This is a genomic window from Qipengyuania seohaensis (genome assembly GCF_002795865.1).
GTDB classification, from domain to species: domain Bacteria; phylum Pseudomonadota; class Alphaproteobacteria; order Sphingomonadales; family Sphingomonadaceae; genus Qipengyuania; species Qipengyuania seohaensis.
Genome location: NZ_CP024920.1, coordinates 2165879 through 2178213 on the forward strand (window position 1 = coordinate 2165879; position 12335 = coordinate 2178213).

The 12335-nt window shown below is 62.1% G+C and carries 13 protein-coding genes and 1 tRNA gene; 6 read left to right on the forward strand and 8 right to left on the reverse strand.

What is annotated here, in order from left to right:
- Nucleotides 1-33: 33 nt before the first annotated feature.
- Nucleotides 34-564: a hypothetical protein gene (locus CVE41_RS10560; protein ID WP_100260616.1), complete on the reverse strand. Its 531-nt coding sequence runs from the start codon at nt 562-564 to the stop codon at nt 34-36.
- 30 nt (nt 565-594) lie between these two features.
- The gene (locus tag CVE41_RS10565) at nt 595-1311 is read right to left on the reverse strand and encodes a ParA family protein (RefSeq protein ID WP_100260617.1); all 717 of its coding nucleotides are present in this window, start codon (nt 1309-1311) and stop codon (nt 595-597) included.
- A gap of 215 nt (nt 1312-1526) precedes the next feature.
- Here CVE41_RS10565 and CVE41_RS10570 point away from each other — a divergent pair, with 215 nt between their 5' ends.
- The 3 genes from CVE41_RS10570 (at nt 1527) to bfr (ending at nt 4298) form a co-directional block, all read left to right on the forward strand.
- Complete coding sequence (locus CVE41_RS10570; protein WP_100260618.1) at nt 1527-2516, forward strand: SPOR domain-containing protein; 990 nt, start codon at nt 1527-1529, stop codon at nt 2514-2516.
- Between the two features lie 67 nt (nt 2517-2583).
- Nucleotides 2584-3846, forward strand: a complete 1263-nt coding sequence (locus tag CVE41_RS10575) for a DUF418 domain-containing protein (protein WP_232725658.1) — start codon at nt 2584-2586, stop codon at nt 3844-3846.
- Nucleotides 3795-4298, forward strand: a complete 504-nt coding sequence (gene bfr, locus CVE41_RS10580) for a bacterioferritin (protein ID WP_100260619.1) — start codon at nt 3795-3797, stop codon at nt 4296-4298. Before CVE41_RS10575 ends, bfr begins: the two co-directional genes overlap by 52 nt.
- Here the strand turns inward: bfr and CVE41_RS10585 are convergent, their stop codons facing one another.
- Both CVE41_RS10585 and der read right to left on the reverse strand, forming a co-directional pair.
- Complete coding sequence (locus CVE41_RS10585; RefSeq protein ID WP_232725659.1) at nt 4299-4790, reverse strand: DUF2721 domain-containing protein; 492 nt, start codon at nt 4788-4790, stop codon at nt 4299-4301.
- Entirely contained in the window at nt 4790-6223 is a 1434-nt protein-coding gene (gene der, locus CVE41_RS10590) for a ribosome biogenesis GTPase Der (protein ID WP_100260620.1), read from the reverse strand. Before der ends, CVE41_RS10585 begins: the two co-directional genes overlap by 1 nt.
- Nucleotides 6224-6311: 88 nt before the next feature.
- Between der and CVE41_RS10595 the strand changes: the two genes are divergently transcribed.
- Nucleotides 6312-6896 carry a CHAP domain-containing protein gene (locus CVE41_RS10595; protein WP_100260621.1) on the forward strand — a complete coding sequence of 195 codons (585 nt, stop codon included), beginning with the start codon at nt 6312-6314 and terminating at the stop codon, nt 6894-6896.
- Here the strand turns inward: CVE41_RS10595 and CVE41_RS10600 are convergent, their stop codons facing one another.
- Together CVE41_RS10600 and CVE41_RS10605 are read right to left on the reverse strand one after the other, a co-directional pair.
- The gene (locus tag CVE41_RS10600; protein ID WP_100260622.1) at nt 6897-7181 is read right to left on the reverse strand and encodes a DUF3297 family protein; all 285 of its coding nucleotides are present in this window, start codon (nt 7179-7181) and stop codon (nt 6897-6899) included.
- A 55-nt stretch (nt 7182-7236) separates the two neighbouring features.
- The gene (locus CVE41_RS10605) at nt 7237-7482 is read right to left on the reverse strand and encodes a hypothetical protein (protein ID WP_157799488.1); all 246 of its coding nucleotides are present in this window, start codon (nt 7480-7482) and stop codon (nt 7237-7239) included.
- A gap of 147 nt (nt 7483-7629) precedes the next feature.
- On the opposite strand from CVE41_RS10605, the gene CVE41_RS10610 reads away from it, so the two are divergent.
- Nucleotides 7630-7714, forward strand: a tRNA-Leu gene (locus tag CVE41_RS10610).
- A 68-nt stretch (nt 7715-7782) separates the two neighbouring features.
- Nucleotides 7783-9348, forward strand: a complete 1566-nt coding sequence (gene tig, locus CVE41_RS10615; RefSeq protein ID WP_100260624.1) for a trigger factor — start codon at nt 7783-7785, stop codon at nt 9346-9348.
- Between the two features lie 69 nt (nt 9349-9417).
- Here tig and CVE41_RS10620 read toward each other — a convergent pair whose 3' ends face one another.
- Together CVE41_RS10620 and CVE41_RS10625 are read right to left on the reverse strand one after the other, a co-directional pair.
- A complete protein-coding gene (locus CVE41_RS10620) occupies nt 9418-10785 on the reverse strand; it encodes a cation:proton antiporter (RefSeq protein WP_100260625.1) in 1368 nt (455 codons plus the stop codon).
- Between the two features lie 6 nt (nt 10786-10791).
- Complete coding sequence (locus CVE41_RS10625; RefSeq protein ID WP_100260626.1) at nt 10792-12333, reverse strand: amidase; 1542 nt, start codon at nt 12331-12333, stop codon at nt 10792-10794.
- Nucleotides 12334-12335 lie beyond the last annotated feature (2 nt).

Sequence of the window (12335 nt, forward strand, 5' to 3'; positions counted from 1 at the left end):
CCCCCTAAAGGCGATCCCACGTCCTTGGTTTGCTTACTTGCCGTCATGCTGCACCTGGGCAGCGAGAGCGGCGATTTCCGGCATTTCGGCCAAAAGGCCGTCGAGTGCGTCCGTCACCAATTGCTGTGCGCTGGACCCGCGGACGGTGCAGGCGAGGCGCAGCATGAGGTGGCGTTCCTGGTCGAGGCGCAGTGTGAAGGCCGCGCGCTTGCCCTGGCGCAGCGCGGATTTGCGCTGGACGGGCTGTTTTTCTTCCGGCTTCTTCTCGAGCTGCGATGCAATGCGATCGAGCGAAGCGCGTACCTGGTTCGGCTCGCCACTTTCGTTGGCGGCCCTCGGCGCGATCGAGACCACGTCGGCGGGCATCTTTACCAGCCCGGCTTCGGGTGCGGCGCTTTGCGCTTCATCACCCATGTCGTTCCATCCCAGGTCTTCCAGGTTCGCTGCCGCTGCTGCGCCGTCGACCGGGCCGATGGCCGTGGACTGCGGGCGCATGGCAGGCTTGGCGCCGCCCTTGCGTGCGAGCAGGGTGGAAGAGAGCGATGCGAAATTGGCGTCAGACATCCGGCTAGCCCCGCCTTTCCTTGTTTGCTCTTACTGGGCGACCCGACGGCCGAAGCCACCGGCGGGACGATAGGCACCAGGCTGTGCCGCCTGCGTATTGGGCGCGGCGAAGACGGTGCGGCGGAAATTCTTTTCGAGCCGATCCGCAATGTATTTCCACAGAGCGGTCACCTCGGCAGCCGAACGGCTTTCGGGATCGACTTCCATGACGGTACGGCCATCGATCATCGAGGCAGCGAAATCCGTGCGGTGGTGAAGTGTGATCGGGGCGACGGTGCCGTGCTGCGACAGCGCGACTGCGGCTTCCGATGTAATCTTGGCTTTCGGCGTTGCCGCGTTGACCACGAAGATCAGCGGCTTGCCGGCGCGTTCGCAAAGGTCGACCGTGGCACCTACGGCGCGCAGGTCGTGCGGGCTGGGGCGTGTCGGAACGACGATCAGTTCGGCCACCGAAATCACCGACTGGATAGCCATGGTGATCGCCGGCGGCGTATCGAGAACTGCAAGCTTGAAACCCTGCTGGCGAAGAACCGCCAGGTCGTTGGCGAGCCGTGCGACGGTGGTTTGGGCGAAGGCGGGAAGTTCCGCCTCACGCTCGTTCCACCAGTCGGCCAGCGAGCCTTGCGGGTCGATGTCGATCAGGACGACCGGGCCTGCGCCCGCTCGTTGCGCCTGAACGGCCAAATGTCCGGAGAGCGTGGTCTTGCCCGATCCGCCCTTCTGCGATGCCAATGCCAATACACGCAAGGCTGGTCCCCCTGATTGCGCTTCTAACCAGTCGAGCCACAAGGTTGTGACCCTCTCGATAGAAGGAAATCGCAGACTACCCCTAATTTAGGGTTAATTTTGCGGCACATTCATTTGCGAGGGCTGGGCCGCGCGTGGATTGGACTTTGTTAAGTTTGGCTTTCGTATAGGATCGCACGAACCGGGATACGCGGCGGATAGGTCGAGGGGCAGCCATGAAATTACGTGAACGTACATCCGCATTCGCACTGCTGTGCATGGCCTTTGCAGTTCCAGCGCAGGCGGATGTGAAGGCCGGGGTCGATGCGTGGACTGCCGGGAATTTCGCCGCCGCTGTCGAGGAATGGACCGCCCCTGCCGCGCAGGGTGATCCCGACGCCCAGTTCAATCTCGCTCAAGCCTATCGCCTGGGTAGGGGCGTGGAAGCCGATCTCGCGCGGGCGGAGGCCTTGTACGCACAGGCTGCGGCGAGCGGGCATATCCGCGCTGCCGACCAGTACGGGCTGCTACTTTTCCAGACCGGCAAGCGCGAACAGGCAATGCCTTATATAGAAGCTGCCGCAGGGCGGGGTGAACCGCGTGCGCAGTATCTGCTCGGCATAGCGCACTTCAATGGGGACCTGGCCGTAAAGGACTGGCCGCGCGCCTATGCCCTGCTGACCCTGGCGAATGGCGCCGAAATGCCTCAGGCTGCAGGCGCGCTTGCCCAAATGGACGAGTTTATCCCCCTCGATCAGCGCCAGCAGGCCCAGCTGCTCGCGGCCTCGCTCAAGGAGAAGGCCGAAACGACCAGAGCGCTTGAACTGGCTGCGGTCGACCTCGCGTTGGGAAAGCCTGCGCCCGTCGTTGCGAAGCAGCAAGCCGAGCCGCCTAAACCTGTCGTGGTCGCAAAGGCCGAACCTGCGCCAGCTCCAGTCGACCGCAAGGCACCGCCGCCTGTACGCCCCGCGCCCGTCCAAGTTCCGGCAGCGAAAGCGCCGGGCCCCTGGAAGGTCCAGCTTGGCGCATTCGGTGTGCCGGGGAACTCGGATCGCCTGTGGTCGAAGATTTCCTCGCGCGGAGAAATCGCCGGACGTGAACGGATCGAGCGCAAGGCTGGAAAGCTGACTATTCTCCTCGCGGGAGGCTACGCCAGCAGGGCCGAAGCTGCGGCGGCGTGCGCTTCCCTGAAGCGTTCGGGGCACGAGTGCCTCGTTACCCGCTAGGCGGGACCAATTCATCGAAGGGCTTCCAGGCCGCGCCAATCCACCTATGAGGGGGCGAGGGGGAATCATGGATCAGGACATCGCCACACCCGATCGGCCGCAACCGGTCGCCGTTTCCGGTAGCCGCATAACGAGCCTGGACTTCATTCGCGGCATCGCCGTGATGGGCATCCTCGCTGCCAATATTTTCGCGATGGGTCAGCCTTTCACGGCTTACATGTATCCCACCGCCTTCACCGTGCCGCATTCGCCGGCAGAAGGATGGATGTGGGTTGCGCAATTCGTTCTCATCGATGGTAAGATGCGCGGCCTCTTTAGTCTGCTCTTCGGGGCAGGGCTCTATCTGTTCATGGAGAAAACGTGGGCTAAGGGCGGGACGGTCTGGCTCCAGATCAAGCGACTCCTTTGGCTTGGCCTGTTCGGGGCGATCCACTTCTTCTTCATCTGGCGCGGGGACATTCTCTTTCTCTACGCGCTGTGCGGTCTCATTGCCGTGGCTATCTTCATCGGGATGAGCGTGCGTAAGCAACTCGCCTTCGGCATCCTCGCCTACATCGTCGGCACTCTGCTCTACGGTAGTCTCATCGCGATGCAGTTCGTCGCCGATACCGAGGTCGATAGCGCGGTCTACGGGCAGATGCAGGACGAGCTGCAACAAGGCGCTGCAGAAGACCTGAAGGATGGCAGGCTGGAAACGGAAATTCGCCAGGACGGCAGTTACGGCGACTATGTGGCGCATAACATCTCGGCCCACGCCGGGGATCTTGCCTTCGTGATGTTCTTCGCATTCGAGACCCTGCCACTGATGCTGTTCGGGATGGTGCTTTATCGAAAAGGCCTCTTCGACGGACGATGGAGGCCGCGATTCGTCACATCCTGGGCATGGGGAAGTCTGCTTGTCGGTGGCGCGCTGACACTTTGGATCGCGCTCGCAACCAAAGCGGGCGGCATCACATACTACGGCTCGCTCGCCGCTTTCGTCGGCTGGACGCATATCCCGCGCCTGTTCATGGTGCTCGGCCTCGTGATCCTTCTCGCCATTCATGCACCAGCGGCGGGCGGGTGGCTTTCCGACCGGATCATCGCCGCAGGGCGGGCCGCATTCACGAATTACCTCGGCACCTCGATCGTCATGCTGTTCGTGTTCGGGAATTGGGGTCTCGACCTGTTCGGACGTTTCGGCAGGACGGAGCTTTACCTGGTGGTCCTGGCCAGCTGGGCGCTCATGTTGATCTGGTCGAAACCGTGGCTCGACCGGTTCCGCTTCGGTCCGTTCGAATGGGCCTGGCGTTGCCTTACCTACGGCAGGGTGTTTCCGATCCGGCGTTGACCAACGAGCTGACGGCGATCAACCAGTATTGGCTGCACTACCGCGTCCTCGCGGACTGGGGCGTGTCCAAGCTGGCAGAGTACGAACGGCACGAATCCATCGACGAGATGAAGCATGCCGACATCCTCGCCGAACGCATCCTTTTCCTGAACGGGCTTCCGAATTTCCAGGCTATCCACAAACTGAAAGTCGGTGAAACGGTCGAGGAAATCCTCAAGGCCGACCTCACAATGGAAAACGAGGCCATTCCGCTTCTGCGCGATGCAATCGAGCATTGCGAAAGCGTTCGCGATTTCGTCAGCCGAGAGATTTTTGCGCGCATCCTCGAGAGCGAGGAAGAGCATGTCGATTTCCTCGAAACGCAATTCGACATGATCGAACGCATGGGCCTGCAGAATTACGTGCAGCTCAATTCCGAGCCTGCCGGAGATACGCAGGTCAACGCAGGCTGATCAGCGGCTCCGTTTGCGCTGCATCATACGTTCGTGATTCCTCCTGGCGGCCGTCCGCGTCTCCAATAGAAACGAGGCGAGGCCCGCCATCAGCAGGGCCATCGTCACGAGCCATGCTGCGGCAACCAGCGTGCCAAGCGGCGTGCGCACGAATGCGCTGATGAATAGCAGCATGATCACGACGCTGATCGTAAATGCCGAGGCGGTGCTGAGCATGACGGCCCGCTGCGCATGGACACGCCTGCGCTCGAGGGCCGGCAGTTCGTCGATAAGGTCGCCGGCTTCGTCGTTCTCGTCGGCGGCGAGGATGCGCTCGATCTTGTTAGCCACCCAGATCAGCCGATTGGTCATCACATTCATGACCGCGCCGATACCCGCAAGAAGGAAGGCAGGGGCTAGGCTGAGCTGGACTACGTTCTGAACGCGAAGGCTCGAACTCGTTCGCTCGATAATATCGACGCCGGGCAGGCTGACCAGCAGGTCGAACAGCATCAGCGTCCTCCGCTGTAATTGCCACCGCCGCCCTTGTTGGCGTTGTAAGGGTTCTTCGGGCTCTTCAGAACCACGCGCACCGGAACGGCATCGAAGCCGAGCTTGGCGCGAATCCCGTTGATGAGATAGCGCTCGTAGCTCTTGGGCAGATCGTCGAGGCGCGTGCCGAATACCACGAAGCGGGGCGGGCGAGTGCTGGCCTGCGTGATGTAGCGCAGCTTGATCCGGCGACCACCGGGCGCGGGCGGCGGATTGGCCTCCAGCGCATCGTCGAACCAGCGGTTGAGCGCGGCCGTCGGAACGCGGCGGCTCCAGGCCTCGCGAATTTCAAAGGCAGCCGACAGCATCGTATCGAGGCCTTTGCCGGTCTTGGCCGACACGGCGAACAGCGGCACGCCGCGCACCTGCGAAAGACCTTCGTTCAGCGCTTCGCGAATGCCGTTGAACAGCGAGCTGGCGTTTTCCGCGATGTCCCACTTGTTAATGGCCACCATGAGCGCGCGACCTTCTTCCAGCGCCTGGCTGGCGATCTTGAGATCCTGGTGTTCGAGCCCCTGCGTCGCATCGAGCAGCAGCACGACGACTTCGGCGAAGTCGATAGCGCGCTTGGCATCGGCCACGGACAATTTCTCGATCTTGTCCGTAACGCGTGCGCGCTTGCGCATGCCGGCGGTATCGATGAGCCTGATCTCGCGGGTTTCGTTCGCCTTGGGGTCGAACCATTCCCAATCCACAGCGATGGAATCGCGGGTGATACCGGCTTCGGGACCCGTCAGTAGTCGATCTTCGCCGAGCAGCCGGTTGATCAGCGTGGACTTGCCTGCATTCGGCCTGCCGACGATGGCGAGCTTGAGAGGGCCGGCAGGCGCGTCTTCATCATCGCTTTCCAGGAATGCGGCTTCTTCTGCGGCCTCCGCCTCTTCGGACTTGGCTCCGATGATGGGCCAGAGGCCACCGAACAGATCGGCAATACCTTCGCCGTGTTCTGCCGAGACACCAAGCGGCTCGCCGAGGCCGAGCGAATAGCTTTCGAATATGCCTGCCTCTGCCGCCTTGCCTTCAGCCTTGTTGGCGACCAGCACGACCGGCACTTCCTGCTCGCGCAGCCAGCGGGCGATTTCTTCATCCAGCGGAGTGATCCCGGCGCGCGCATCGATGACGAACAGCGCGGCGTCTGCGCCTTCAAGGCTGACTTCGGTTTGCTTGCGCATCCGGCCGGGGAGCGTCGCATCGTCCTCGTCTTCCCAACCTGCCGTATCGACGACCGTGAACTGGAGTCCGGCAATCTCGGCGTCGCCCATCCGGCGATCGCGCGTGACGCCGGGCTGGTCGTCGACCAGGGCGAGTTTCTTGCCGATCAGCCGGTTGAACAGGGTCGATTTGCCGACATTCGGTCGACCGATGATGATCACAGTAGGTTTGGTGGCGTACATTCTGCGCGGCAAGTGGCGTTTTGCAGGCGCAATGGCAAGGAAAAGGCGCTTAGGCAGGTTTTAACCATGTCGCGCTATCCCTTCGCTCATGGGAACGAAAAGGATCGCCGCAACGCTCTTTTTTGCCTGCATGGTTCAGGCGGAGCCGGTTCTTGCGAACAGCGAAACGGACGAATTGAGCGCCTATATCCAGTGCGCTCCCTATGCCCGCGAGGTTTCCGGCATCGAGATTTATGGCGACGCGCGCACATGGTGGGCGCAGGCGCAGGTTCGCTACGAAACGGGCAACCAGCCTCGACAAGGTGCGGTCATGGCGTTCCGCCCACATCGCTCGATGCAGCTTGGCCATGTCGCCACGGTGAGCAGGGTGCTCGATTCGCGGCGGGTCCTGCTCGATCACGCCAACTGGTCGCCGGTGGACGGAAAGCGAGGGCAGGTCGAAAAAGACGTGCTCGCCATGGACGTATCGCCCGGCAACGACTGGAGCGAGGTGCGTGTCTGGTACGCTCCCATCGGCGATGTGGGACAAACGCGCTGGCCGATCGACGGCTTCATCTATGCTGACGAGCGGCGTGCACGCGAGATCACCCCTCGCCCGCGGATCGCGGTCACGGTAGCGCGCCCGAAAACTTCCCAGGATTTCCTTTCGGCTTTCGCCGACTATTCGGATTGATCAGCCGGCCTTGTGGACCGGCGCGTCGTCGCCGAGATCTTCGTACCAGGCTTCGACAGGACCGGTCAGCTTGAGCGTCAGGGGATTGCCCTTGCGATCAAGCGTCTTGCCGGCTTGCACACGTACCCATCCGCCGGAGATCGAGTATTCCTCGATATCGGTGCGCTGACGGCCCTTGAAGCGAATGCCAACGCCGCGCTTGAGCACTTCGACGTTGAACTTGTCGCTCTTCGGATTAACCGAAAGATGGTCGGGCGGGAGGTCGGTTTTGGTGTCTTCGCTCATGGAGCGCGCCCCTAATCCGGCTTTGCCCGTGCTGCAAGGCCAATTAGCTTGGCGGTCAGTCCGGCGGCATGACGGCGGCGTCCATCGCGATTTCGCGAGCCCCGTCCCTGCCGCCTTCCATCGCCGCGCCCATGCGATCCTCCGCCTGCCTGTCTTTCTCGTTGGGTGCGCCGCGGTCCTGGAGGACATCGCCTTCGTGTTCGCCTTCTTCCGCCATTTCGCGAGCGGTCTTGGGATCGGCATCCGGGTCGATCGCAGGCGGCGTCGCGGGGGGAATAGCCGGTTTGTCGTAATCACTCATGCGCATTTCCTTTCTCCTTGCGAACGAACCCGGTGCATAGGCTGTTCCTGCGTCCATCGCCGCGCTTGCCCTTTTCGCCCGACACGACTAGAGGCACGCGCCTATACGCGTGGCGTGCGCCGCTAACGCGCAGCTTCGTTCGGGTTAGCGGGCGTGGCGGAATTGGTAGACGCGCTGGTTTTAGGTACCAGTATCGAAAGATGTGGGGGTTCGAGTCCCTTCGCCCGCACCAATCCGTCGCGGACACGTTCAGCCTTCGCGCCTTATTAGACACTTGGAAAGTCACGAGTTCTCAAACCCATGCAGATCAAAGAAACCGCCAACGACGGCCTGAAGCGCGCCTACACGATCACCCTGACCGCCAAGGATATCGACGGCCGTGTCGATGCAGAGGTCAAGAAGATTGCCCCGCAGGTGAAAATGCCCGGCTTCCGCCCCGGCAAGGTTCCCGCGAATCTCGTGCGCAAGATGCACGGCGAACAGCTCCATGCGCAGTCGCTCAACGACATGATCCGCGAATCGGTCGACAAGGTGATGGCCGACAACGAACTGCGTCCAGCGATGCAGCCCAAGGTCGAGCTCAATGAAGGCTACGAAGAGGGTAAGGCCGCAGAAATCTCGGTCGAACTCGAAATCCTGCCCGATGTCGAAGCACCCTCGACCGACGGTATCGAAATCGAACGCCTGGTCGTTCCGGTTTCCGACGAGCAGGTGATGGACTCCATCAAGATGCTCGCCGACAACAACAAGAGCTACAAGGACGCTGCCAAGTCCAAGAAGGCCGCTGACGGCGACCAGCTGATCATCGACTTCGTCGGCCGTGTGGATGGTGAGGAATTCGAAGGCGGCAAGGCAGAGAACACCCCGCTCGTCCTGGGCTCGGGCATGTTCATCCCGGGCTTCGAAGAGCAGCTGACCGGCACCAAGACCGGCGACAAGAAGACCATCGAAGTCACCTTCCCCGAGGATTACCAGGCGCAGCACCTCGCCGGTAAGAAGGCCGAGTTCGACGTCACCGTCCAGCAGGTGAAGGTCGAGGGCGAAACCAAGATCGATGACGAGTTCGCAAAGAACTTCGGCCTCGACGGTCTCGACAAGCTCAAGGAACTGATGCGCGGCCAGCTCGAGCAGGAAACTGCCGGCCTCACCCGCACCCAGATGAAGCGTTCGCTGCTCGACCAGCTTGCTTCGGGCCACGATTTCGCCGTGCCGCAGGGCATGGTCGATGCCGAGTTCGAACAGATCTGGACCCAGCTCCAGCAGGAAGCGGCCCGTTCGGAAGATCCCGAAGCGATGCTGAAGGAAATCGAGGACGAAAAGGACGACTACCGTTCGATCGCCGAACGCCGCGTACGTCTTGGTCTGCTGCTGTCGGAGATCGGCCAGAAGAACAACGTTCAGGTTACGCCGAACGAGATGAGCATGCTCATCCAGCAGGCTGCGCAGCAGTACCGTGCCGAAGACCGCGAGCGGTTCATCCAGTACGTTCAGTCCGAACCGATGGCTGCAGCCCAGCTGCGTGCGCCGCTCTATGAAGACAAGGTCGTCGACTTCCTCTTCGACAAGGCCGAGATTACCGAACGCGAAGTGACTCGCGAGGAACTCGAAGCCGCGATCGAAGCGGACGAGAGCGAAGAAGCGGCAAAGCCCAAGAAGAAGGCTCCGGCCAAGAAGGCCGCTGCCAAGAAGGACACCAAGAAGGCGGACGACAAGCCCGCCAAGAAGGCTCCAGCGAAGAAGGCCGCGGCTAAAAAGCCTGCTGCCAAGAAGGACGAGGGCGAGAAGAAGGCCCCCGCCAAGAAAGACGCTGCAAAGAAGCCGGCCGCCAAGAAGGCTCCGGCCAAGAAAGCTGCTGCAAAGAAATAAGCTCGATAGTTTGAGCTGATCGAAGGGGCGGCGGGAGCGATCCTGCCGCCCCTTCTGTTTTATTCGATATCAGAGGGCCTTCTTCGCCTTCTCTACTGTAAGCGGCGTCTCATCGGGGCCGAGGCAATCGATCGTATCGTCCTGCCCTTCGTGGATATGGGCGCGCTTGTTCTCCACGTGCCGGATCAGCGGTCCGGCCAGAACGCCGTGGACGACGACCGACACCAGGATTATGAAACTGGCGGTCGCCCAAAGCAGGTCGAGCCCCTCGAAGTCGGCGTGGTTCTGGCCGTATGCGAGGTAATAGATCGAACCCATCCCGCGCACACCGAGAAAGGCAACGGCGAACTTCCCGACAAGGGGAAGGTCGCAATTCGCCTCGGCCAGCAGGCCTGCGAGCGGGCGGATCACGAAGATCAGGGCAAGGCCGACCAAAGCCGCCGGCCAGGTGAGGGCATCGAGAACGCCGCTTGCCAGCATTGCACCGAAACTGAAGAGCACGGCGACGAGAACGATCTGCTCGATCTGGTCGATGAAGTGGTGGCTGAGCTTGTGGTACCGGCTGCGATTTTCGCGCTGGCGGGCAGTAACGGCGCCTACGAACACAGCGATGAAACCATACCCTTCCACCATTTCGGCGAGGCCGTAGCCGAGCAGCAGGGTGCCGAGGACGATGAGCCCCTCGCTGGTCGAATACTTGGGATGCTTCGCGACGTCCCCGTCCTCCTCCACGTCTTCCATCTTGGCGTCAGCTTCGCGTTCGAACACGTACCAGGCACCGGCGCGCCCGACGATCCAGCCCATGGCAACACCCGCCACGATCCGCCAGATCAGGTCCAGCGCGACCCATTCGAGCGTCCACGCGCCCAGCGATGTCATGCCCACTGCCGCAATCGCAAGGTAAGTGAAGGGAAAGGCAAGTCCGTCATTGAGACCCGCCTCGACCGTCAGCGAAAAGCGCACATCGTGCCGTTCGTTCTCGCCGGGAGGGCCGACCTGCACGCTGCGCGCGAGTACAGGGTCGGTTGGCGCCATCGCTGCACCAAGCAGCAGCGCAGAGGCAGGCGCAAGTCCCAGCGCCCACCAACCGAGTAACGACACGGCGAGGATGGTCAGCGGCATGGCGATAAGGAGGAGCGGCCAAATCTGGCGCCAGTTCTTCCAGTTCGCTGGCCTGTCGATCGCGATCCCCGCCGCAGCGAGCGACGCGATCACGATGAACTCGGTCACGTATTCCAGCGCCACGGCATCGAACCCGTCTACGGTCGGATTGATGTGCGGCAGGCCCAGGGGCAGCGAGAACAGGATATACCCCGCTGCGACATAGACGATTGGCAGCGAGAGCCATAGCCGCGCCAGCCATTTTTCGAGCGATACGGCCAGGATCAGGCCGAGCCCGAAGACGGCGAACATGAAGATGCGCGGATCGAATTCCATGCGTTACTACTGTTCGGCGCCGCTGTCGGGTTCCCACCTTTGGAAGGATGGCTCCGGAATCTCAGCGCTCCGGACCGCTTCGTATGCCGCGCCAACCTGTAGTACGTCGAAGTCCCGCCACTTTGCTCCGTAGAAGCTGATGCCGACCGGAAGGCGTTCGATCGCTCCCATGGGCACGGTCAGGTGAGGGTATCCAGCGATCGCAGCGGGTGACCCGAAACCAATGCTGCCGTTGAAATTGTCGCCGTTTACGAGATCGCTCGTCCAGGAAGGACCGCGCGTGGGTGCGACGAGAAATTCGACGTCGTACTGTGCCAGCAGCGCGTCCAGCGTCTCTTCCCCAGCGATCCTGACGGCATTTTCGCGAGCCTTTTCATAGGCGGCGCGGTCGCTAGTCGTTTCTGCCAACTCGAAGAGGCCCTGACCGAACCACCGCATTTCCTCGCCCGCGTTGAATTTGTTGAACGCGATCACTTCGGCGAGGGTGCGCGGTAGGTTTTCGCCTGGCAGGCTAGCGAGGTACTTGCCCATCTCCTCGCGCAATTCGAACATCAGCACGGTGAAGCTGTCTTCGTACATCTGCCCGTTCACATCGAATTCGATGTCGACCAGCACTGCACCGGCTTTCTCGAGGTCGGACAGGGCCTGTTCGAAGACTTCGGCAACATCGGCGCGATTTCCGATCTGCTTGCGCATTACACCGATCCGCTTTCCCGCAAGCGAGAAGTCCGTCAGCCCGTTGAAATAGTCTGCCCGCCGCGGAACGCCGACAGTGGCCGCATCGGCGGCGTCTTCGCCTGCGATAGCTGAAAGTAAGAGCGCGGCATCGGCAACCGTTCGGGTCATCGGCCCGGCAGTGTCCTGCGTGCTGGAGATCGGCACAACGTGTGTCCGGCTGACGAGGCCGACGCTCGGCTTGAAGCCGACGATACCGTTGATGCTGGCCGGGCAGGTGATCGAGCCATTGGTCTCCGTCCCGATCGCCGCCCAGGCAAGCCCCGCCGCCACCGCCGATCCGCTTCCGGAGGATGATCCGCAGCTGTTGCGGTCGATGGCGTGGGGGTTGCGGGTCAGGCCGCCGACCGCGCTCCACCCGCTGGTCGAGGAATCGTCCCGGATGTTGGCCCATTCGGACAAATTCGTCTTGCCGAGCACCAGCCCGCCTGCGCGCCGCAAGTTCGCGATAAGCGGTGCGTCGCGCCCCGTCATGTTGTCGACAAGGGCAAGACTGCCCGCTGTCGTGGGCCACTCGCGGGTTTCGATATTGTCTTTCACCAGCACGGTTCGCGCCGCGAGCAGGCTCGCCGCATTGATGGCCTGTGCTTCGTCGCCCGGATCGGGGTCGTAGGCGATGACGGCATTGAGCGTCGGCCCGGCATCGTCGAGCGCGGCAATCCTTTGCGCATAAAGCCGTGCCGTCTCTGCCGCGTCGGGAGTACGCTCCGACACATCCATCGATTGATTGGCAGGAGGCGTCGCGACCTCCTGTGCTGCGAGCGGGGTGGCAATTGCGAACAGCGCAGCGGCGCTAAGGAGGCGAGGCGTCATGG